General features: G+C 40.6%; 21 protein-coding genes and 1 tRNA gene. 12 read left to right on the plus strand and 10 right to left on the minus strand.

Annotation, left to right across the window (positions count from 1 at the left end; translation table 11 throughout):
• The first annotated feature begins 146 nt into the window (after window positions 1-146).
• From AC0VZ5_RS01195 to speD, 3 genes are all read left to right on the plus strand, one after another.
• Window positions 147-485 carry a DUF3802 family protein gene (locus tag AC0VZ5_RS01195; RefSeq protein ID WP_178954635.1) on the plus strand — a complete coding sequence of 113 codons (339 nt, stop codon included), beginning with the start codon at window positions 147-149 and terminating at the stop codon, window positions 483-485.
• A gap of 101 nt (window positions 486-586) precedes the next feature.
• Window positions 587-1,000, plus strand: coding sequence for an OsmC family protein (locus tag AC0VZ5_RS01200; RefSeq protein WP_475473858.1), 414 nt, complete (start codon window positions 587-589; stop codon window positions 998-1,000).
• An 87-nt stretch (window positions 1,001-1,087) separates the two neighbouring features.
• Window positions 1,088-1,900, plus strand: coding sequence for an adenosylmethionine decarboxylase (gene speD / locus AC0VZ5_RS01205; protein WP_010392088.1), 813 nt, complete (start codon window positions 1,088-1,090; stop codon window positions 1,898-1,900).
• 63 nt (window positions 1,901-1,963) lie between these two features.
• On the opposite strand, the gene AC0VZ5_RS01210 is transcribed toward speD, so the two are convergent.
• On the minus strand, window positions 1,964-3,301 hold the full coding sequence (locus AC0VZ5_RS01210) for a M24 family metallopeptidase (protein ID WP_475473861.1): 1,338 nt from the start codon (window positions 3,299-3,301) through the stop codon (window positions 1,964-1,966).
• Window positions 3,302-3,430: 129 nt separating this feature from the next.
• Window positions 3,431-4,702, minus strand: coding sequence for an aromatic amino acid transport family protein (locus AC0VZ5_RS01215; protein ID WP_138570120.1), 1,272 nt, complete (start codon window positions 4,700-4,702; stop codon window positions 3,431-3,433).
• A 475-nt stretch (window positions 4,703-5,177) separates the two neighbouring features.
• Between AC0VZ5_RS01215 and AC0VZ5_RS01220 the strand changes: the two genes are divergently transcribed.
• Entirely contained in the window at window positions 5,178-5,975 is a 798-nt protein-coding gene (locus AC0VZ5_RS01220; protein WP_036955729.1) for an alpha/beta fold hydrolase, read from the plus strand.
• Between the two features lie 115 nt (window positions 5,976-6,090).
• On the opposite strand, the gene cysQ is transcribed toward AC0VZ5_RS01220, so the two are convergent.
• Genes cysQ through cysG form a run of 6 tightly spaced genes read right to left on the minus strand, consistent with a single transcriptional unit; the run spans window position 6,091 to window position 13,044 of the window.
• Window positions 6,091-6,861, minus strand: coding sequence for a 3'(2'),5'-bisphosphate nucleotidase CysQ (gene cysQ / locus AC0VZ5_RS01225; protein WP_475473863.1), 771 nt, complete (start codon window positions 6,859-6,861; stop codon window positions 6,091-6,093).
• Between the two features lie 9 nt (window positions 6,862-6,870).
• Complete coding sequence (gene cysC, locus AC0VZ5_RS01230) at window positions 6,871-7,464, minus strand: adenylyl-sulfate kinase (protein ID WP_008108444.1); 594 nt, start codon at window positions 7,462-7,464, stop codon at window positions 6,871-6,873.
• 33 nt (window positions 7,465-7,497) lie between these two features.
• Window positions 7,498-9,222, minus strand: a complete 1,725-nt coding sequence (locus tag AC0VZ5_RS01235; RefSeq protein ID WP_475473865.1) for an SLC13 family permease — start codon at window positions 9,220-9,222, stop codon at window positions 7,498-7,500.
• A 33-nt stretch (window positions 9,223-9,255) separates the two neighbouring features.
• Entirely contained in the window at window positions 9,256-10,680 is a 1,425-nt protein-coding gene (gene cysN, locus AC0VZ5_RS01240; RefSeq protein WP_475473867.1) for a sulfate adenylyltransferase subunit CysN, read from the minus strand.
• Window positions 10,680-11,579, minus strand: coding sequence for a sulfate adenylyltransferase subunit CysD (gene cysD / locus AC0VZ5_RS01245; RefSeq protein WP_008108450.1), 900 nt, complete (start codon window positions 11,577-11,579; stop codon window positions 10,680-10,682). Before cysD ends, cysN begins: the two co-directional genes overlap by 1 nt.
• Window positions 11,580-11,622: 43 nt before the next feature.
• Complete coding sequence (cysG, locus tag AC0VZ5_RS01250) at window positions 11,623-13,044, minus strand: siroheme synthase CysG (RefSeq protein ID WP_475473869.1); 1,422 nt, start codon at window positions 13,042-13,044, stop codon at window positions 11,623-11,625.
• A gap of 264 nt (window positions 13,045-13,308) precedes the next feature.
• On the opposite strand from cysG, the gene deoC reads away from it, so the two are divergent.
• Entirely contained in the window at window positions 13,309-14,061 is a 753-nt protein-coding gene (deoC, locus tag AC0VZ5_RS01255) for a deoxyribose-phosphate aldolase (protein ID WP_178954650.1), read from the plus strand.
• Entirely contained in the window at window positions 14,045-14,545 is a 501-nt protein-coding gene (locus AC0VZ5_RS01260; RefSeq protein WP_138606661.1) for a hypothetical protein, read from the plus strand. Before deoC ends, AC0VZ5_RS01260 begins: the two co-directional genes overlap by 17 nt.
• 53 nt (window positions 14,546-14,598) lie before the next feature.
• On the opposite strand, the gene AC0VZ5_RS01265 is transcribed toward AC0VZ5_RS01260, so the two are convergent.
• Entirely contained in the window at window positions 14,599-15,723 is a 1,125-nt protein-coding gene (locus AC0VZ5_RS01265; RefSeq protein ID WP_475473872.1) for a CsgG/HfaB family protein, read from the minus strand.
• A 132-nt stretch (window positions 15,724-15,855) separates the two neighbouring features.
• Window positions 15,856-19,845, minus strand: a complete 3,990-nt coding sequence (locus AC0VZ5_RS01270; protein WP_475473874.1) for a hybrid sensor histidine kinase/response regulator transcription factor — start codon at window positions 19,843-19,845, stop codon at window positions 15,856-15,858.
• A gap of 166 nt (window positions 19,846-20,011) precedes the next feature.
• Between AC0VZ5_RS01270 and AC0VZ5_RS01275 the strand changes: the two genes are divergently transcribed.
• The 6 genes from AC0VZ5_RS01275 (at window position 20,012) to rplJ (ending at window position 23,329) form a co-directional block, all read left to right on the plus strand.
• Window positions 20,012-20,088 (plus strand) — tRNA-Trp (locus AC0VZ5_RS01275).
• A 131-nt stretch (window positions 20,089-20,219) separates the two neighbouring features.
• Window positions 20,220-20,597: a preprotein translocase subunit SecE gene (gene secE / locus AC0VZ5_RS01280; protein WP_054202752.1), complete on the plus strand. Its 378-nt coding sequence runs from the start codon at window positions 20,220-20,222 to the stop codon at window positions 20,595-20,597.
• A 4-nt stretch (window positions 20,598-20,601) separates the two neighbouring features.
• Entirely contained in the window at window positions 20,602-21,159 is a 558-nt protein-coding gene (gene nusG / locus AC0VZ5_RS01285; RefSeq protein WP_008108460.1) for a transcription termination/antitermination protein NusG, read from the plus strand.
• Window positions 21,160-21,376: 217 nt separating this feature from the next.
• Complete coding sequence (rplK, locus tag AC0VZ5_RS01290; protein ID WP_008108462.1) at window positions 21,377-21,805, plus strand: 50S ribosomal protein L11; 429 nt, start codon at window positions 21,377-21,379, stop codon at window positions 21,803-21,805.
• 4 nt (window positions 21,806-21,809) lie between these two features.
• Window positions 21,810-22,514, plus strand: a complete 705-nt coding sequence (rplA, locus tag AC0VZ5_RS01295; RefSeq protein ID WP_010392122.1) for a 50S ribosomal protein L1 — start codon at window positions 21,810-21,812, stop codon at window positions 22,512-22,514.
• A gap of 320 nt (window positions 22,515-22,834) precedes the next feature.
• Window positions 22,835-23,329 (plus strand): 50S ribosomal protein L10, encoded by a 495-nt coding sequence (gene rplJ, locus AC0VZ5_RS01300; protein WP_008108464.1) that lies wholly within the window; start codon window positions 22,835-22,837, stop codon window positions 23,327-23,329.
• Window positions 23,330-23,363: the final 34 nt, after the last annotated feature.

Raw genomic sequence — 23,363 nt, forward strand, 5'->3', positions numbered from 1 at the left:
AAGGTCAACAGACCCTAGTTAAGTACGACTTAATTAGTATAAAAGCAGCTTCGGCTGCTTTTTTTGTATTGCAATCTCACAAAGCTAGCAATTATCAGTGCTTTCTGCTTAAATTAAGCAATCAGTATTTTTGAGGTAAATAAACGATGGTTTTAAACAGGCAAGGGTACGATGATTTAATAATGTACCTAACTCAGAACTTAGCGTTGTTTGAAAAGGCAGGTGAAATAAAGCCAGGTGCGCCAACCGTTATTGAGTTAATTGAAGATGTAATTGCCGAAAATGTCATACGCATTTGTCAACAACACCCAGACCTTTCTACAGAGCAACGCAGTCAAATTGTGCGCGAGGTTGATGGCATTGTTTACGATTTACAAGAAGTGCTTAGTAGTGTGACCTCTCACACTGTTACAGTAGAACAGCATGCTTTTATTGACGAGTTTGCTGGACTAGTTAAAAACTTATTTGATAACGCTATTAATTAATATTTCCCCCTTTAAAAACCACGCTTTATTCGCTATTTAATTTAAATGCGCGTGAGAGCCTGCGTGTAATGAATGCAAAATTAAACTAATGAGATAAAACAATGCAAGCAAATGTAAAATGGGTTGAAGGTAATACCTATATAGGCCGCTCTAATAGTAATCATAATGTGGTATTTGATGCGGGTAGTGAGGGAGCAGCACCAAGCCCAATGGAAATGGTGCTTATGTCTGTCGGTGGCTGTTCATCGGTTGATGTGGTAAGTATTTTAAAAAAAACCAAGCAAGACTTCTCATCCGTTGATGTGCAATTAACTGCTGAACGAGCAGAAACAGCCCCGCGCGTGTTCACTAAAATTAATTTGCACTTTGTTGTAACTGGTAAGAATGTATCTGAAAAACACCTAGAGCGAGCGGTTTCGCTTTCTGCCGAAAAGTATTGCTCAGTTGCATTAATGCTTGATAAAACAGTAGAAATTACCCATAGCCATGAAGTTGTTGAAGATCAGGAAAAATAACGCTTTTTCCGTGAGTGAAATTCGTATAAAATCCGCGAACTTTTCATTCTGCAGGTGCAGATTTCACTAATTTATAGGTTGGTTTATATGAACAAACCCTTCGATAAACTTAAACTTCATGGCTTTAATAATTTAACTAAAAGCCTAAGCTTTAGTATTTACGATATTTGCTATGCAAAAACAGAGCAACAACGTAAAGAATATATAGAATATATCGATGAGCAGTATAGTGCAGATAGACTAACCGACATTTTAGGTGATGTGGTTGATATTATTGGTGCCAATATTTTAAATGTTGCACGTCAAGATTATGAGCCACAAGGTGCCAGTGTAACTATTTTAGTTTCAGAAGAGCCTGTAGAAGAGCAGCAAAACTATGATGCTGACGAAGCACCAGGGCCATTACCTGACTCAGTGGTTGCACACCTTGATAAAAGCCACATTTGTGTTCACACATACCCTGAAGCACACCCAGATGATGGTATTTGTACTTTCCGTGCGGATATTGAAGTATCAACCTGTGGCATTATCTCACCGCTTAAAGCGTTAAACTTCTTAATTCATAGCCTTGAGTCTGATGTGGTAACGATTGATTACCGTGTACGTGGTTTTACCCGTGATGTAAACGGCGTTAAACATTACATTGATCATGCAATTAATTCGATTCAAAACTTCATGACAGAAGATACCAAAGAAGCGTACCAAATGATGGACGTGAACGTGTATCAAGAAAACCTGTTCCATACCAAAATGATGTTAAAAGAAACCGATTTAAATACGTATTTATTTGGTTTATCTACTGATGATTTGTCAGATGACGAAGAAGAAGAGATTCGCTCAAAGCTAACACGTGAAATGCAAGAAATATTTTATGGCCGTAACCTGCCAGATACAGAATAATAGCAATTAGATTAAATAAAAATGGCGCTCATTGAGCGCCATTTTTGTATGTGTTGTTTAATGCTACTTAACAAGTAATAACTGGGTTTGTCGGCCATTGAGGTACCACACACCGGTTTTATCAAACATAGCATCTTCTTCAAGCATTATTCTTATTTCTTTATTCCACGGTTTTATAAACACCGCATTGTTAAGCTCAATCGAGTACGCCGTGTTTAAATGCAACGGGTAATCGCCATCACCCGGCACACCTTGCTGAGCATCCCACATACCTAGTGTTGTACCAGCTGCATGACCATGATAGCCGAGCGGGTGAGTATAAATAGTGGGCTTTAACCCCTTTGCAATGGCTTTTTCGCGGGCGGCTTTTAATACCTGATTACCTGTTTTCCCAGCTGTAAATTCAGCCGTAAAAATGTCTTGTAGCTTATTGCCCTTTTTTAACGCATCAACAAGGTAATCGGGGGCTTTTGTTTCGTCTGGTTTTAAAACATAAGCGTGTTGTTGAGTGTCTGTATTTAAACGCAAATAATTAATACCAAAATCGATATGTAATAAGTCGCCTGCTTGAATAACATTATCGGCATAGCCGTTGGTAAAGCTGTCTTCGTGGTCGAACGATTTACTGTCGGCGCGTTGTATTGCAATACTAGGGTGAAACCACGTTTGCAGCTTAAGCTCCCTTACGCGCTCTCTAAACCACCATACTAAGTCGTCGCTGGTTGTTTTGCCCACCGTAATTACTTTATTTGAAAAGCCCTCAGCAATAATAGAGTGAGCAATAGCAACAATGTGTTTGTACATGTCCACTTCTTCTGGAATGCGTTGCTCTAACCATGCAACAGCCAGCGGCTCGGCTGAGGTTATTTTATTTTTATATATCGCAGGTAAGTTGGCCATTAAAGTGGTGTAATCGCCAAGCACTAGCCCATCGGCATGTGCCCAATCTGTAGATGTGTTGAGAGCAATATTTCGCGGTTGGTATTGCTCAATAAGCGTATTGAGCGCTTTCCACTGATTAGGCTGTGCTTGCTTATCCCAGACCTTTTTAAAAATACTCCCTATTTTGTAAGGCGCAATTGCAAAGGCGTCAACACCGCCTTGTTTGTTAACTGCAAATAATAAAATAGTGGTGCGCCTTGCCGAGAGCCATGTAGCAGGCAGCATGGTTTTTAATATCGGGTCTTCATTATATTCGCGGCTTATCATTAGCCACATATCTATACTGTGTTGCTGCATTAATGTGGGTAATAAAGTCTTAATACGTTTTTCGGTAATGCTATCGATAAACGCAGCCCTTTCTTTCATTGATAGAATAGTAGGGGGCTCAGCGGCTTTAATGTCAGGGCTTAGTAGTATGAGTATAAAAGTGAGTAAAAAAACGTATTTATTATTTTGCATGGCTGGCTTATTTTTTGGACGAATATATAAGCTAACATTGCACAAACAATAATATAAACAAATCATTTGCGATAAACCGTAGACACAAAAAAGCCCAGCAAAATACTGGGCTTTTGTAATAAATACTGCTTAGCCAAGCATGCTGTACAGTAACGCAAATACAGCTAATGAGCCAACAGCCAGTACAAATAAGGTACTTAAACGGTTACGGTATTTTTGTAAGCTAGGCACTTTGTAAACTGCAATCATTGGCATAATGAATAAAATCATAGCAATGATTGGGCCTGATAACTGATCCATCATATCTAGTATGCTTGGGTTTTTAACCGCGCAGAACCAAATAGCGAAAAACATCAGTACCGCACCCACTTTGTCAGCGACTTTAGGGCTCATGTTTGAGTGTTTAGTCACTAACCCAGTAAAGCTTTCGCGTGCCCCTAAAAAGTGACCTAAAAACGACGACATAATCGCAATAAAGGCAACCAAAGGCCCCAGCGTTGCAATAAATGAGTTTTCTGTAATATTAGCTAAATAAGATAAAACAGAGACGTTTGCCGCTTTTGCTTCAGCCATTTGGTCACCGGTAAGCGATAACACGCATGAGAACACAAATAACAAAACAAAGGTGATCAGTAATAAACTAGTACGCTTTAAAATCGCCTCTGACTTAGACGTTGCTAGGTCACCATAGTGACTGCGTTGCTTATTAACAAAGCTTGAAATAGCCGCTGCATGGCTAAACGAAAATACAATAATAGGAATCGATAACCAAAGTGTTTTACTAAAGCTACCTAGCTCAGGCAAGGCTGTATCGGGCATTTGCCAGCTTGGGATTAAATACAAAGACAAAAAGAATAAAATACCCACTAGCGGGTACACTAAAATAGCAAAGGCGCGCAGCATTAAGCGTTCACCGCCCATCATTAAGCCAATCATTAGTGCAACTAAAATACCCGATAAAGCAACGCGTGACGGCGACTCCATCCCTAACTGATTGACCATAAAGCTGTCTACCGTATTGGTTAAACCCACACCGTAAATAAGCAAAATAGGAAAAATTGATAAAAAGTATAATAAGGAGATCAGTCGACCCGCGTTTACGCCAAAGTGTTCTTCTACTACATCGGTAAAATCAGCCTCTTTATTTTTTGATGATAATACAAAACGCGCCAAACCACGGTGCGCTAAAAAGGTCATTGGAAAGGCTAAACACGCCATAATAATCAGTGGCCAAAAACCACCAATACCAATATTAATCGGTAAAAATAAAATACCAGCACCTACTGCGGTGCCAAAAAGGCTCAGTGTCCACTGCGTATCGTGCAGGTTCCATTTTGACTTAGACGTGTGTGCGTCTTGTGCTGGTGCATTTGAAAGCGTTGCACCTTGAGATGTTGTCATGTGTGTATCCATTATTTATCATAATAATTGCGCCGAAGAATATAGTTTTTAACCACACATTTCATGTGTTTTTATGTCTTGGATATAAATTTGTTGTAGCGTATTAGTTACTGACTGTCACGAATATGAAACAGTGTTTAAAAGCTGCGCAATTAGTGCAGGATTATGCTGCTAAATGCGTGAATAATCAGCAAAGATGCTATTGAAGGAGGGACATACAATCTGAAAAGTTATTTTCAAGTCAATGTGTACTTGGTATAGATTAACTCAGTGAATGATTGATAAGTGTGCTTATGAGAATTGAGAATACTTGCTCACTTTCTTGGCCAGTTAATTGATAACTAACAACTCAAAACGGGTTTTATCCTGTAATATTGCAGCCATTAATCGGAACTTCATAAGAGATTTTTTCTAAACTCCGTTATACTTTCTACAATTTAATCAGCCAACTGAAGTAAATAGGCCGCTAACTGCAATGAGCAAAGACATTCTTTTCCATACTATTTTTGTGCATGAAACCAGTAAAACATGGGTAGTATTTGTTCATGGCGCAGGGGGGAGTTCGGCAATCTGGTTTCGTCAGCTTAAAGCTTATAAAAAAGAATATAATGTGTTGTTGCTTGATCTTCGCGGTCACGGTAAATCGAATGATCTATTACAAAACTTTGTTGATAATAATTACTCATTTAATAATGTCTCTAAAGACATTATCGATGTGTTAGATCATAACAATATAACCAGCGCACATTTTGTTGGTATTTCATTGGGCACAATTCTTATTCGAAATATTGCAGAAATCGCCCCGCAATATGTTTCTAGCATGGTGCTAGGTGGAGCGGTTACTCGTTTTAACACTCGTAGTAATACCTTGGTTTATTTAGGCAATACCTTTAAACACTTGTTGCCTTACATGTGGCTGTATCGTTTATTTGCTTTTATTATGATGCCGAAAAAGCGTCATAAAGAGTCTCGACTTTTGTTTGTTCGTGAAGCAAAACGCTTGTGCCAAAAAGAGTTCATAAAATGGTTTAAATTAGCCATGGACGTAAACCCCTTAATGCAGTACTTCAAAGAAAAAGACATTGATATACCCATTCTTTACATTATGGGTAAAGAAGATCACATGTTCCTTGGCCCGGTTAAAGAAATGGTTAAGCGCCATAAAAATAGCGTACTGCAAACTATTCACCAATGTGGCCATGTTTGTAATGTAGAACGCCCAGATTTATTCAACCAGCACTCGCTTGCTTTTATCGCCCAACAAAATCGTTAGGGTTGTAGAAAGAATAACCCAATGGGATATAGAGCAGCTCGCGGCTCTAAGCCCGCAGCTGGTAGGTATATGTTGGGTTTCGCTCCGCTCAACCCAACTTACGCTAAACCAGCTCTTATTCTTCTAAAGCCGAAACTACAAAATATGGATTCAAATATTCATCTTTGGTGTTATAAATAAGCGGACTGCCATCAAGTTTAGTCACTTTTGCACCGGCTATTTCGGCAATGGCATGGCCTGCTCCGGTATCCCATTCACAGGTTGGGCCCAAGCGAGGGTAAATATCAGCACTGCCTTCGGCGACTAAACACAGTTTCAGTGAACTGCCTTTTGACACCATTTCAACCTCATCAAAGCGTTTTACAAATTCAGCTAAATCAGGGGAGGGGTGCGAGCGACTGCCTACAACACGAATAAGCCCTTTGTTAGGTTTGGTGGTGACTTTAAGCTCGATGCGCTCATCGCCTTTGTCTTTAAAAGCACCAATGGCTTCGGCGGCTATGTACGATACACCTAGCGCAGGGGCATCAACCACAGCTAAAACTGGTTTGCCATTTTCGATTAGGGCAATATTAACGGTAAATTCACCGTTCTTTTTAATAAATTCTTTAGTGCCATCAATTGGGTCAACCAGCCAATAGCTGTTCCATGTTTGGCGTACGTCCCAACCAATGTCGGCACTTTCTTCACTCAATACAGGAATATCGGGAGTGAGCTTTTTGAGCCCTGTACTAATGATTTTATGAGCTGCTAAGTCGGCGTCGGTTACGGGGCTTTCATCAGCTTTGTATTCAACGTTAAAGTCTTTGTTGTAAATCCCCATAATCGCGCTTCCCGCTTCGCGAGCGAGAATAAGGGTTTCTTCTAGCAGTTCAGTTTGGTTCATTAGATGGGCCTATAGTATATGCTGATGTTTTAGATACGTTATCAGTTGAGCTACCGATTGGTCTAGGGTGTTTTTACTGGTATCTAAAATTATTTCAGGATTAACCGGCGGCTGGTAAGTTGAATCAATCCCAGTAAAGTGTTTAATTTCACCGGCGCGTGCCTTTTTATATAAGCCTTTTGGGTCGCGACTTTCACACACCTCAAGAGGGGTGTCGATGAATACCTCGATAAATTCACCCTCATCAACTAACTCACGAACCATGTCGCGCTCAGCTTTAAAAGGAGATATAAACGCAGTAAGGACTAACAAACCAGCATCAACCATTAGCTTGGCGGTTTCGCCTACGCGGCGGATATTTTCAACGCGATCGGCATCACTAAAGCCTAAATCTTTACATAAACCATGGCGTACATTGTCGCCATCAAGTAGGTACGTGTGCGCACCTTGCTGATTGAGTGCTGCTTCTAGTGCATTCGCAACGGTACTTTTACCTGAGCCAGAAAAACCAGTAAACCATAAAATAGCCGGCTTATGCTTTTTTTGTTCGCTGCGCTGTACTTTAGTGGTGGCGTAATTATGCCAAACAATATTGTTATCCATTTGCTGTGTCTCTTTATGCTATAAGCGCGGGCATTAAAACGGAAATACCAGCGGGATCAAAGTCAGTACGGTGATTGAATAAATAATAGAAAGCGGTAGCCCCATCATTACATAGTCTTTTCGTCGGTAGTTACCTGCGCTATAAACCATTAGGTTAGTTTGATAACCAAAAGGCGAAATAAAGCTGGCTGAAGCGCCAAATGCTACTGCCATAATAAACGGCAAAGGTTCTACGTTAAAGCCAATGGCTAGTGAGTAGGCAACCGGAAAGGATAGCGCTGCTGCGGCATTATTAGTGATTAATTCGGTAAATAGTACGGTCATTAAAAAGATAGCGATAAACGCGCCATAAGGGCCAAAGTCGCCTAGCACTACAAACATGGCGTCTGATATTTGCCCAGCAAGGCCGGTGCCTATCATCAGCTTAGCTAAACCTATAGCACTGCCCACGACAGCAAGTAACTCAATAGGAAAGCGGCGCTTTATTTCGCTTAGCTTAATAGTACCACACAGCATTAGGCCAATAAGTAACACTAACAAGCCTTTAACCAGCGGTACTGCACCTAAAATACTTAATCCCAGCACACCTGCAAAGCTTAACAACACAATATTTGATTGCTTTGCACCGAGGTGGGTTTGTAAATCGAGCCCTGAAATATACACAAACTCGCGTTTTAAGTTAGTTAGGTCATAAAAGCTTTTACCAGGAGCGAGAATGAGTGAGTCACCTGCTTGTAATCGCACTTGTCCAAGCCCGCCTTGTAAACGGTCATGCCCACGGCGAATAGCAATAACGGCCGCATGAAATTGCTCTCTAAAGCGGGCTTCTTTTACCGTTTTGCCAATTAATTTAGACGACTGACTAACGACAACTTCAACGAGGTGTTCAATGTCTTTTTCGTGTTTGTCGTGCACCACTTTTAAACCATCAAAGCGAGTAAGCAAAGGCACTGACTTTATGTCGCCCACAAACAGCAGTACATCGTCTTGTTGAATAATATGTTGAGGGGTCACGGCGCAAATTCGGTTGCCGTCACGAATAATTTCAGCCAAAAACAAGTCTTTTAAATCGCGTAAACCGTTTTCTTCTACAGTGCAATTTATTAGCTTTGAGCCAGTTTGCACTTTCCCTTCTAGATAAAAAGGCACTACCTCTTGGCTATTTTTACCGTTGTCGGGCAGGCATTTTAGCATCACCAAAATAGTAATTAAGCCCACACTAAGAGCGCCTAAACCCACCAAGGTAAAATCAAAAAAGCCCAGTGGCGCCATGCCCGCATCTACTGCAAAGCCATTTACGATTAAGTTAGTAGAGGTGCCAATAAGCGTAATAGTACCCCCTAAAATCGCGGTGTACGACAAGGGCAGCAATAGCTTTGAGGGAGAGTGGTTTGGGTTATCCTTTATGGCGGTAATTAATGAGGCAACTACCGCGGTATTATTAGTAAACGACGATAAAAAGGCAGTAGACAGCCCTAGTTTAGTTACAGACTTAACTAAACTACCACTGGATAACGATTTGGCTAAGCGCTGAATAAGCGTGGTTTTTTCTATTGCTATCGACACTAAAATTAATAACACTAAAGTAATCAATGATGAGTTAGTGTAATTAACCAGCATGCTTTCTAAATCTATTAACCCGGTTAGGTAGCTGGTGCCTATGGCACTAACAAATAACCATGCAGGATTAATACGGGTGCCAAACAGGCACCCAACTAAAAGCAACATAATGCCTGTTAAAATGAGCTGTTCTACCATGCTTTAAATGTTCCTAACAGGCGTTCATTAACGTTATAGCTTTGAAATATCAAGTGCTTGCCAATGCGGGAAGTGCTTGCGTACAAGGGCATTAAATTCAACTTCAAAGTCGCTGAATTGTCCTGCGTTTTCTTCACTTTTCAGTACCTGTTCTATCATTCCTGCTGCAACCGTTAAGTTTGATAAACGATCAATAAGAATAAACGAGCCGGTTTCATGATTATGATGGTACTGATCGGCTAAAATAGTCTCGGTCAGCTCCAGTGTCACAATCGCAATTTCGTTTAACTGCAATGAATCTGCACTGCCATGCTCTAACGTGTTTACATCAATTGTGTGGTCAATTTTTGTGACCATTGCCGAGGTGTTTTTGCTGCCAAGTTTAAGGTTGTAACTTTTACCGAGCACCAATGGTGACTCGTGCATCCACACAATTTTAGCCTGTAATTGGTTAGTTACTTGCGCTTGCGAATTTGCAGGCACAATAACGTCTCCTCGGCTAATATCTATTTCAGTATTAAGTGTCACTGTAATTGCTTGGCCTGCCTCGGCGGTGTCGAGGTTGCCATCAAAAGTAACTATTTCTTTAATATGTGATGTTTTGCCTGAAGGCAGTACCTTTACTTCATCACCTACACGTAATTTACCCGATGTAAGCGTGCCTTGAAAGCCACGGAAGTTTAGATTAGGGCGTACCACGTATTGCACCGGAAGACGCGCTTCAAAACCAGTGTCGATTTCAGCGGCTGGTGAGTCTTCTAACAGCTCAAGCAACGGCTTGTCGGTGTAATAAGGAGTATGTGCAGAGCGGGTTACTACGTTATCGCCTTTAAGTGCCGACATAGGCACAAACTTAATATTTGATACGTTAAGTTGCTTGGCAAATTTTAAATAATCGGCTTTAATTTTTTCATAAACGGTTTCATCAAAATCAACAATATCCATTTTGTTAACCGCAACCACAAACTGCTTAATGCCTAATGAGTCACAAATAAAACTATGACGCTTAGTTTGTACCTGCACGCCATAGCGCGCATCCACTAAAATAATGGCAACATCACTGGTTGATGCACCGGTAACCATGTTTCGGGTGTACTGCTCATGCCCTGGGGTGTCGGCAATAATAAATTTACGCTTAGCGGTTGAGAAATAGCGGTACGCTACGTCAATTGTTATACCTTGTTCACGCTCAGCTTGTAGGCCATCTACTAACAGTGCTAAATCAAGATCTTTACCGGCGTTACCTACTTTTTCGTTATCTTTATGAAGCGCGGCTAGCTGATCTTCATAAATTTGGTGACTATCGTGCAGTAGGCGGCCAATTAAGGTTGATTTACCGTCATCCACACTGCCACAAGTCAGCATACGCAATAAGCTTTTATCTTGTTGACGTGCTAGGTAAGCGTCTATACCAATTTCTTTTACTTCATTAAATGTATCGTTATTTAGGTTAGACATTAGAAATACCCCTCACGTTTTTTCTTCTCCATAGAGCCTGCTGAATCATGATCAATCACTCGACCTTCACGTTCAGATGACGATGAAAGCAGCATTTCTTCAATAATTTCGGTTAGATTGCTGGCGGTAGATTCCACTGCACCTGTGAGTGGGTAACAGCCTAATGTTCTAAAGCGAACCGACTTCATTTGCGGTACTTCACCTTCATTAAGTGGCATGCGATCGTCATCAACCATAATTAAAGTACCATCGCGCTCTACTACAGGACGCTCTTTAGCAAGGTAAAGTGGCACCATTTCGATGTTTTCTTGATATATGTATTGCCAAATATCTAGTTCAGTCCAGTTAGACAGTGGGAATACACGAATGCTTTCTCCTGGGTTCACTTGGCTGTTATAGGTATTCCAAAGCTCAGGACGTTGGTTTTTAGGATCCCAGCGATGGTGTTTATCACGAAATGAGTAAACACGCTCTTTAGCCCGTGATTTCTCTTCATCACGACGTGCGCCACCAAATGCGGCATCAAAACCGTATTTATTAAGCGCTTGCTTTAGCCCTTGGGTTTTCATGATATCGGTATGTTTACCCGAACCATGTGTAAACGGACCTACACCCATTTCGATACCTTCAGGGTTTTTGTGTACGATTAAATCAAAGCCGTACTCTTTAGCCAAACGGTCGCGAAACTCAATCATTTCACGAAACTTCCAGTTGGTGTCTACGTGTAATAACGGAAACGGAATTTTCGCAGGGTAAAATGCTTTACGAGCTAAATGCAAAAGTACCGATGAATCTTTACCGATTGAGTAAAGCATAACTGGGTTCTCAAACTCAGCGGCGACTTCGCGCATGATTTTGATACTTTCAGCTTCAAGTTGCTGAAGGTGAGTTAAAGCCATTGTTGGTCGTCCTACTAAAATGATTAAATTAAAATCTGTTAAACTACGCTACGTCTGTAAGCGGTTGAGCAAAGCTACTGATCTGTGCTTTTTCGCCAAACCAGTTTAATTCTTTATGCAGCGAAGCCACTTCACCAATAATGAGTAATGCCGGTGAAATAATATCATATTGTTCAATTAGCTGCGCTAATTGGTCTAACTGTCCGGTAACTACGCGTTGATTTTCACGTGTGCCGTTTTCAATAATTGCTACTGGTGTTGTTGCTTCTCGCCCATGTTTTAATAGCTCGGCTTGAATATGCGGCGATTTAATCACCCCCATATAAATAGCCAGTGTTTGGTTTTTTTGTGCAAGCGACTGCCAATTAAGCTCTTGGCCTTCCTTTTTACAGTGACCAGTAACAAATTGAATAGCTTGAGCATGATCGCGATGCGTTAAAGGAATACCTGCATAGGCACTACAGCCTGCGGCCGCCGTTATACCTGGCACTATCTGGTAATTTACGTTATTGGCTGCCAGTACTTGTACTTCTTCGCCACCACGACCATAAATAAATGGGTCGCCGCCTTTAATACGACATACTTTTTTACCTTGTTGCGCTAAATCAACTAGCATCTTATTGGTATCTTCTTGAGCTACGCTATGATCGCCTAGGCGTTTACCCACACAAATTAAATCTGCATCGCGGCGCACTAACTCCATGATTTCATCAGAAACTAAGTAATCATATACCACCACGTCGGCTTGTTGCATTAGCTGCAATGCTTTTAGGGTGAGTAACTCTGGGTCGCCTGGGCCTGCACCGACTACGTATACTTCACCTTCAGGCTCTACTTTGGCATCTAGCATTTGCTCTAGTTGTTGCTCAGCGCCATGGGTATCACCGGTTTGGACTTTACTCACTACTGATGAATCAAACACGCCTTCCCAAAACTGGCGACGATCGGCGAAGTGTTTAAAGCGTTGTTTTACTTTGTGACGAAAACCACCGACTAAGTTGGCGAGAGGGCCAATATGCTGTGGAATAAGTGTTTCGAGCTTTTCACGTAAACGTCTTGCTAATACCGGTGCGGTACCTGCACTTGAAATCGCAATGGTAATTGGGTTGCGATCAACAATAGAGGGAAAAATAAACGTACATTTAGGTTGATCATCCACCACGTTCACAAACACATTACGTGCATTGGCGAGTTCAAAAACCGTATTATTAACTTCATCATTGTCGGTGGCGGCAATAATCAAAATTTTGCCATCAAGATGTGACTCTTCAAAATAGGCATCTATTAAAGTAACTTCATTGCTGTGCGCATGTTCTTTTAATTCATCACAAAACCACGGGGCAACTAAGGTTACTGCAGCACGTGCTTTTAAAAACGCGCGGCATTTTCGCAAGGCAACTTCTCCACCGCCAACCACCAATACTGGCTTGTTGTCGAGTTTGGTAAAGATAGGTAAATATTGCACTGAGTAACGCCCCTAAAAAGATAATAAAGTGTTTAATACACAGGCAGAATATAGCGGCTATTGATAAGTAAAAAATAATTAAATCTTAGTTGATATACTCAAAAGTTATATAAACTGTGTTTTTTAGGTCTAAATCTTATTTAGTAAGGGATAGAGTGCTGTTTAGTATAAAAAACGCGCTTATAGTGTTTGGTTATGAGCTATAGCAAGATTAAGCTATGATGCTTATATAGTTTAAGGTTTTTAAAATTTCATGGGCATAAAATGACAAATAATACTCAAAACGCCATGCTAGTTGTTAGTTTAATGGATTTAACCAGTTTAAACACCGATGATAATCAAGCTAGTATTAATGCATTAGTAAACAGTATTGATCTTAAGTTAGGCATACCCGCTGCAGTTTGTGTGTTTAGTGAATTTGTAGATGATGCAAAAATAGCGCTCGCTAATCGGCTATTGAGTCATGTAAAAGTGGCCACAGTAACCAACTTTCCTACAGGTGATGCGCCACTTAATGAAGTGCTTAATGAAACACTAATAGCCATAGAGCGTGGGGCCGATGAAATAGACTTAGTCATTCCTTATAAAGCACTTATAAAAGGCGAAGCCGATACAGTACTGGAATACGTGAGTGAAAGTAAAAAAGCATGTGGTAGTCGCGCTAAACTTAAAGTGATTATTGAAAGCGGTGAGCTAAAAACACCTGCGCTTATTGCTCAAGCAACCGAGCTTGCTATTCAAGGGGGAGCTGATTTTGTAAAAACCAGCACCGGTAAAGTTGCGGTTAACGCCACGCTTGAAGCAACTGAAATTATGCTTAATGCCATCAAAAAGTCATCAAAACCAGTTGGTTTTAAGGCCGCAGGCGGTGTGAAAACGACAGGTGATGCCAATGCTTATTTGCAGCTAACAACTGAGATTATGGGGCATGAATATTTAGCACCAGAGACATTTAGGTTTGGCGCTTCCTCGCTGTTAAATGACGTTTATAAGGTATTGCATGAAGCGCAGCAGTGATGCCGAAAAACAACAGCTAGAGCACGATGCAGCTAAGTTGTTTTTGCGTTGCTATGAGCAGCAAACCGGTATTCATATGCGCCATATTTGGCATAATAAACCAAATAGACCCGATGTAAGTTGTTATCAAGAAAATGAGCAACTCGATATAGAAGTGGCGCATTTATATGCCAGCGAAACCGAAGCAATGGCCGTGTTAGGTCGGCCATTATCAATACATATGCAACGTGATTTAGCTGACATGGCACAACAGCCCAGTGAAAACCGACTGCAATCAGCATTAGGACGATTGCTTAAACAAAAAGCGACTAAGCGTTATTACTCAAAACGTACCTGGTTGCTAATTCGTAACGCTAGCACTATTTGGCATAAGAGCGACTTTGAAGCGGCAATAAAAACAATAGTTTTTCCAAATACCCATCAATTTGAGCAAATATGGTTACTGTGTGATTTTTATCGCGGTGAGTTATTACGAGTAGATTAAAAGCGGCTAGGGGATAGCCGCTTTTTTTGATTTAAATGAATTGTGTTGGTTGCTTAGTTAAATTGAAACATGCTGCCTAAGCTTTCAAGCCCTGATTTTTGAGTTTTAGCTAAACACTTTGTGTCATCTAAAGATTTCTTTGTTGTTTCATCGGCAAGGCCTGTTACTTTTAAGCTCTTTTCTTGTTGATATTCGCGTAGTGCTAATACAGTTTGACGGTCGTATTTTACGTCTTCAGTCTCAAATTCTTCATAATCAGGTTGGTTTTTTAAATAGCCTAAGCAAACCAAGTTCATACGAGACATTGCTAAGTCCATTTTTTCATAATGTGGCATTCTATGATTTGGCACATCGACAGCAGCAGGTGCTACTTTTTTACTAGCGACCTTTGGCGGTGGTGGTGCTGTATAGCCTGCAGCAAGCGTGTTGTTTTGGTTATAGCGATAATAGGTGTCTGGGATTTTAGTTTCTAAAAACTCAACGGCTTTAATTATTACTTCACGTAGTGCTTTTTCTTTTGGTGTATCTGACCAACCACTAAGACTTCCTCCAACCAGTGCGCCACCAAAGTTTGTTGCTGCGCTTGTAAAGTTAAAATCTTTACTACCGCCTTCAACACTAGTTGCAGCTAAAATACGTGAAGTGCGCGTATCAATTAATCTTAGGTCAATAGCCATATGCGATCCAGAAAAGCCAGCTGAAACAGAGCTAAACACATCACCAATAAAACCGCCCGAACCAACACTTGCACCTGAACTGTCATCATCAAACTCAGTAACCGCTGCAACGACTACAATCTCAGCGCCTTCAATTTCGCCATACGCTGCACCCGATTGTGCACTCACTCTGCCCGATACTGCTAAATCTTGCTCCGAAAGCACAGCGTCTAGTGCTTGACGTTCTAATACAATAAAGCGATTAGTGCCAACAAGGGCGGTGGTAAGTTGATCTGCCATACCTTCACCAATTTCTTTTCGCCACCACCTTGAGTTATTTGATTTATCAGTGAAACGCGCTACGGCGATACGTGCTTTAGGGCCATTGTATTTTTGTTTACTTACTTCATTAATGTCAGGTGAATTTTTATTTGAAGTGACGTTGGTTGAAGTGCTTTGACATGCGCTTAAGCTCGTTATTAATGCTGTGGCAAGTAGCGTTTTTTGTATGGATGAGAGCATAGTATTTTCCTTAATTTATCTACTTAATTACATTTGTAGTTATTTTTTAGCAATGGCTAATTTAGGTTAATTTAAATAAATCAGCAACCTAAAAATAGTACTCAGGCGAAAGCTTTGAGTACAAATGCGAAGCTAATTACTTTTACATGGTTGTGCTTCTCTATATTGTTTAGGTGTCACTGTATATTTGGCTTTAAAGCAACGAGCAAAGTAACTTTGAGAACTAAAGCCGGTGTTATCTGCAACTAAACCTATGGTTAAGTCGCTATCAGCTAATAATTTTGCTGCATATTCTAGGCGGGTATTGCGAATGTAATCACTGGGTGTAATGTCAAAAAGTGCTTTCATTTTTAATTGCAGTGCACGAGGGCTCAAACACATTGCACTGGCAAACTCTTCGACGCTAAACAGTTCATTTTGATAATTGTCACGCAAAATTGTTTTTAAGCGTTCAGTAAACGTGTAATCTTTATTCTGCTCTATTTGCGCATCTAAGGTCACAGCATGTGCTTGAGCTGATAACTGTTTAACTAAGTGTTTATTTAACGCATCACGAATACCTAATAGGCCATGAATCCGACTCTTTAATAATGATGCTTCAAAGGGTTTACACAGGTAGTCATCGGCCAGTAAATCAAGTCCTTTTATTCTGCTGCGACTGTCTGCTTTGGCAGAGAGTAATAAAACAGGAATGTGGTTTATTGAAATGTCTGAGCGAATAGCGCTTAGAAGCTGATATCCATCCATCGTTGGCATCATCACGTCACTGAGTACCAAATCGGGCATTTGAGTTTGGCACAGTAAAAGCCCTTCTTCTCCATTATTAGCGCTCAGACAGGTGTAGTTATCACTAAACAATGAAACCAGTAACTCACGCATTTCTTCGTTATCTTCAACAATGAGTAGCTTTTTGTTGTTTTTTAGCGGCATAGTTTGAGAGGACGATAATTGTTTATCCGTTAATAAGTTATCTGATTCACACAATGGCAAAGTGACTGTGAAGCAACTTCCCTTGTTGATTTTACTAACTAATGAAATTTGCCCACCGTATTGCTCTACAAGCTGCTTAACCAGCGCGAGACCTATACCACTGCCTGTTTGGTTGTGTGTTGCAACACGAGTAAAACGTTCAAAAATAAGCGCTTGCTGGTGTTCTTCGATACCAATACCAGTATCAGATACCGTTATAACAACATTATTGTTTGTGTTAGAAAGCGTTAGGTTAACGGTTCCATCTGATGGGGTGTATTTAAGTGCATTGGTCAATAAATTATCAATAATAGATAAAGTATGCTTAGTTTCTAAATTTATATAACTAGGACTTTGCGTATTGTCTTTAAAGGAAAAACTAATATTTTTTTGAGCAAACAAAATAGCGAAGTCGTCTACTATTTGTTTTATAAAAGGGCTTATAGAATAAGCGGATACATATTCTATAGTCGCACTTGGGCGCTGGCTGAGCTGTAATAGCTCATTAATTAAATTAAGCAGACGGTGCCCGTTGCGTTTAATTATAGAAACTTGATGTTGCGCTTGAGCACCGAGTTGTTGCTGTTGTAAGTTTTCTACTGGCGCTAAAATTAAGCTCAGTGGCGTTTTAAGTTCATGGCTAATATTATCTAAAAATTGGGTCTTTAGTTGAGTAAGCTTTCTTTCTTGTTGAATGAGTTGCTCTGCGGTTTTAGCTCGATAGCGTGACGCTAAAATTAACCATGTAATAATCAAAGCTATTATAAAATAAGCCGCATACGCCAATTTCGTTTGCCACCAAGGAGGCGTTACTGTCAGCTTTAGCATAGTGTGAACTTTGCTCCATTGCCCGTATTGATCGCTAACTTTTAATTGTAATTGATAGTCACCTGCACTTAGCTGTGAATAGTTAACTTGTCGTTGGCTTGCATCGGTATAGATAAATTGCTTATCTAAACCACTTAGCTTGTAAGCATACTGGTATTGATTAGCAGATGAGGCATTATTAACGGCGGAATATTTAAAGCCAATGACCCCTTGGCTAGTTGGAAAAGAGAGTTTTTTAGTATGATTTATTAGTTTTGCTGGCTGTTTTTGATCTGTTAGATAGTTTTTTGTTGAACTTGCTTGGTTATAAATTAATAGCTCAGTTAACACTGGGGTTGGAGCTGAAGTACTCAATAGCAGTTTACTAGGGTAAAACTGATTAAAACCATTGATTCCGCCAAAAAATAGCTCGCCATCAGCTGCTTGAAAAGCGGCACCTAAAATAAACGAATTATGCTGCACGCCGTCACGAGGTAAAAAATGCTGCATAGCTTGATTCGTGGGATTATAGCGAGTGAGCCCTTGGTTACTGCTTAGCCATAAGTGGCCTTTACTATCATCTTTAATAGCAAAAATATTATCGTTTAGTAATCCATCATGTTCGGTAATGTAAGAGATTTTTTGTGTTTTTTTATCAAGGCGGTTTAAACCACCAAAGGTACCCACCCATAGGGTATCGTTATTTTGCAAGTGCAAAGAGGTGACCATATTATGGCTTAAACCAGTTTGCGATGTCTGATCCGAGGGGTAATGAGTAAATGATTCATCCGCCATACTTAGATAGTCTAAACCTGCACGCGTCCCGATCCATAATCCGTTCGCATTGTGATCATAGAGCACGGTAAATACGGTATTGTTAGCAAGGCTATTTACTGAGTCGTCGTGCTTGTAATGTTGAACCTCTAAAGTGTCGGGATTAAAGCGTGTTAAACCTTGGTTACTACCTAGCCATAAATTACCTTTAGGATCGCTCGTTATCGCATAAACTCGATCGCTACTAAGCTGATGGCTTTGCATTGTATAGGCAATAAAATTATCTTCAGCTGGATTGTATTGCAGTAACCCACCGCCATAGGTACCAACCCAAAGTCGCTGTTGCTTATCTTCATGCAGGCTAAATACATTATTATTAGTAAGGCCGCTTTGCAATTTTGAGTTAACTCTATAGCGCTTAAAGCCAGTGTCGGTTTGTTTGTTTAAGCCATCACGCGTACCAACCCATAACCGACCTTGTGAATCTTTAAGTAGAGCGCGAACAAAATTATGACTAATAGTAGTCTCATCATCGCTCAAGTGCTGTTGATGCGAAAATTGATTTTGCTTTTTATCATAACGTTGCAAGCCATAGCCATCAGTACCAATCCAAATGATACCGAACTGGTCTTGATAGACTGACAAAAGGTAATCATTAGCAAGCCCATTTAGTTGCTGTTTATTGTGCGTTATGTGCTCAAAGTTATTTTTAGATGTACTTTGCTCTGTTTTGTAAAATAAACCTTTTCCATAACTTGTAAGCCACAAGGTATCGGTGTCGTCAATTAATATATCGGTGATCCATACATCTGCAAATTGAGCAAACTCCGCAAAAGCCTCTGTTGTTGGAATAAATAAGCTAAGGCCTTGTTTGCTTGCTAGTAATAGCTGCCCTTGTGTATCTAAGTGCAACCGCCATAAATTTTTATGGCTCTTTGCTATGTGTTTAAACGTTTTTAGCTCGGGGTTAAATTTAATTAATCCCTCGTTGGTCGCTAACCAGATATTCTGTTGAGCATCTATGACAATATCTTGTATGACTGTATTAGCTTGCTCGGGGCTAGTATAGCTAAATGACTCTACTTCATTATTGACTATATTTAATCGTGTTAACTTTCCATGTTCATGGCCTAACCAAATATTATTTAGATTATCTGAAGCCAATGACCAAATGCGATTATCAGTAATAGCCAACTCAGTTTGCGTATTAAAAACCTTAAATTGACCGGTTTGAGTATCAAGTAAGTTTAAACCATTACTGGCTGTAGAAAACCAGATAGCATGAGGGCCGCCAGTAAGACAATCGGTGACCCAATTTCCTGAAATACTAGCCTCAGTAGGGTGAGACTTGAAGCGTTTAAACTCATAACCATCAAAGCGATTAAGACCGCCTTGTGTTGCAAACCAATGAAATCCTTGTTCATCAGTGATGCTGCATGTAATGGAATTTTGCGATAATCCTTGTTCACTCGAAAATGTATCTAAGTGAATAGGGCGGGCAATAAGGATGCTATGAAACAAGCAAAAAATACTCAAAATGAGGGTTTTGAATAGGGTTTGAAGTAAAGGCACGGGCTTCCTTGTGCAGGCAGTATTCCTAAAATTGAAACAATCATAAACTGCTTTTTGAATAATGTTAAGTTTGATTTTTTACAGCCGCCAGTGAGATTTTAAGTTATGGGTATCTTTTTACTCTTGTGTTAATGAATTGCGTAAGTATAATAGGCATCCACTTTGCAGGGGCGTAGTTCCAATTGGTAGAACAGCGGTCTCCAAAACCGACGGTTGGGAGTTCGAATCTCTCCGCCCCTGCCAATTTTTTACAAAGTGAGTAAAGTCTAGAACTAAAAATCGGTTTAAGTAAGCTTGTTTTTAAGTTTAGATTTTAATGGATTAACCCTGTCGACGTGCAGGGTTGTTGTGTCTGTAGTTAAGGTAATAATATTATGAGCACGAATATAGAAACACCATCGAGTGGGATGGAGTCAGTAAAGTGGTTAGTAGCAATTGCGCTACTTGCAGGCGCAGTCGTTGGTAACCATATGTTTGCAGATCAGTCTGTATTACTACGTGCCATTGGCGTTGTGGTTGCGATAGCTGCGGGTTTAGCTATTGCTTCGCAAACTTTCAAGGGACGTACATTCCTTGCTTTTGCAAAAGAAGCGCGTATAGAAGTACGCAAGGTAGTTTGGCCAACGCGTCAAGAGACAACGCACACGACATTAATCGTAATGGTTGCAACAGTGATTATGGCATTAATTCTTTGGGGATTAGATGGCATATTATTCCGCGCTGTAGGCTTTTTAACTGGATTGGAGATCTGATCCCATGTCGGATGAGAATAACGAAAAGAAACTACGTTGGTACGTAGTACAGGCTTTCTCAGGTTATGAGAAGCGTGTTGCTCAAACATTATTAGAGCATATTAAAATCAAAGGTCTAGAAGACAGCTTTGGTGAAGTATTAGTTCCTACTGAAGAAGTAGTAGAGATGCGTGCTGGTCAAAAGCGTAAATCTGAGCGTAAATTCTTCCCAGGTTACGTACTAGTACAAATGGATATGAATGATGCCAGCTGGCACTTAGTAAATAGCACTGAACGTGTTATGGGCTTTATTGGTGGCACATCAGACCGTCCTGCGCCTATTAGCACCAAAGAAGCTGATCGTATTCTTAACCGTCTACAAGAGAACGCAGAAGCGCCTAAACCAGCAACATTATTTGAGCCGGGTGAAGTGGTTCGAGTTACTGATGGTCCATTTGCAGACTTTAGTGGTGTGGTTGAAGAAGTTGACTACGAAAAGAGCCGCGTAAAAGTGTCTGTACTTATTTTTGGTCGTTCTACGCCAGTTGAACTTGAATTTGGTCAAGTTGAACAAGATAAGTAATTGATTTAAAGCGTTGTGTTAAAAATTCCTTAATTTTTGGCACGAAGCTTGAAAAAGGCCGCTGATTAACTTATAATCAGCGGCCTTTTTGTATTCAGGGAAAACGTTTGTTTAACTGTTTACTAAAAAGTGAGAAACCAATTTTTAAACTGGGAAGCCGCTAGAGTACGCGTCCTCGCGCGCACAAGGCTAAGACCCACCTAATGAGGTATTTATAATGGCTAAGAAAGTTGAAGCTCTAATCAAGCTACAAGTTGCTGCTGGTATGGCTAACCCTAGTCCTCCAGTAGGTCCAGCACTAGGTCAACACGGTGTAAACATCATGGAATTCTGTAAAGCGTTCAACGCACGTACAGAATCTATCGAAAAAGGCGCTCCAGTTCCTGTAGTGATCTCTGTTTACGGCGACCGTTCATTTACGTTTGACATGAAAACGCCACCGGCTGCTTACTTACTTAAGAAAGCTGCAGGTATCAAATCTGGTTCAGGCCGTCCTAACACTGAAAAAGTAGGCACAGTAACTCGTGCTCAACTTGAAGAAATCGTTGAGACAAAGAAACCAGACCTTACAGCTTCTGATTTAGAAGCTGCGGTTCGCACTATCGCAGGTTCTGCGCGTGCGATGGGCTTGAACGTAGAGGACTAAGATAATGGCTAAATTAACTAAACGTATGCGTACTATCCGCGAAAAAGTGGAAGTAACTAAAGATTACGAAATTAACGAAGCAGTTGCTCTTTTAAAAGAATTAGCGACAGCTAAATTCGTAGAAAGTGTTGACGTTGCTGTTAACCTTGGTATCGATGCTCGTAAATCTGATCAAAACGTTCGTGGTGCTACTGTACTACCTAACGGTACTGGTCGTGACGTTCGTGTTGCTGTATTCACTCAAGGCGCTAATGCAGAAGCTGCAAAAGAAGCCGGTGCTGAATTAGTAGGCATGGAAGATCTTGCTGACCTAGTTAAGAAAGGCGAGATGAATTTTGACGTTGTTGTTGCATCACCAGACGCTATGCGTGTTGTTGGTCAACTAGGTCAAATCTTAGGCCCACGTGGTCTAATGCCAAACCCTAAAACTGGTACTGTAACACCTAACGTTGCAGAAGCAGTTAAAAATGCGAAAGCAGGTCAAGTGCGTTACCGCAATGACAAAAATGGTATCATCCATACTACTATTGGTAAGGTTGATTTCACTGCTGAGCAGTTACAACAAAACCTTGAAGCTCTAATTGTTGCGCTTAAGAAGGCTAAACCTTCTCAAGCTAAAGGTGTTTACTTGAAGAAAGTAACTATCTCTACAACAATGGGCGCAGGTGTTTCTGTTGACCAAGGCACTTTAAGCACAGTTGTTGCTTAATTGAGTGTTTACATGGCGTGAAATTTGTACTATAATTTTGCGCCATTTTGCTGATTAATTTAGTTAATCGCAAAGTAAAGAATTCGGGTTGAAGTCCATAATTTCGAAGCGCCTTCGGGCAACGCGATAAATTGGGCTTCCGTCCAAGACCGTAGGCGGCTTCGGCCTTAATATTACCTACGTAGACGGTGTGAATCCCCAGATAGATTTTTCCTAATCTTCTGGCTCTCGCCGTAAAAAGCATCTCCATCTTTATTGATGGGGAAGAGTAAAACAGGGAAGCCGATGTACGGTAACCCATTAAACCAGGAGTAACACCCATGGCTTTAAATCTTCAAGGCAAAAAGGCAATTGTTGCTGAAGTCAACGAAGCAGCCACTGGTGCTCTATCTGCAGTAGTTGCAGATTCTCGTGGTGTAACAGTTGGTGCAATCACTGCCCTTCGTAAAGAAGCTCGCGAAGCGGGTGTTTGGATGAAAGTTGTCCGTAACACTCTAGCTAAACGTGCTCTTGAAGGAACAGACTTTGAATGCCTATCTGATTCATTTGTTGGTCCAAGCTTAATCGCTTTCTCATCAGAGCACCCAGGTGCTGCTGCGCGTATCTTTTCAGACTTCGCGAAAAAGAATGAGAAATTTGAGCTTAAAACGGCCGCTTTTGAAGGTAATGTAGTAGATGCAGCTATGCTTGCAACTCTACCTACATACGACGAAGCTGTTGCACGCTTAATGAGCGCTATGAAAGAAGCGTCTGCTGGTAAATTGTGTAAAACAATTGAAGCAGTACGTGTACAGAAAGAAGAGCAAGCTGCTTAATTTTAAGCTGTTTAATCCCTTTCGGTGTAAATTT

The organism is Pseudoalteromonas sp. QJM3NY_12 (assembly GCF_056173165.1).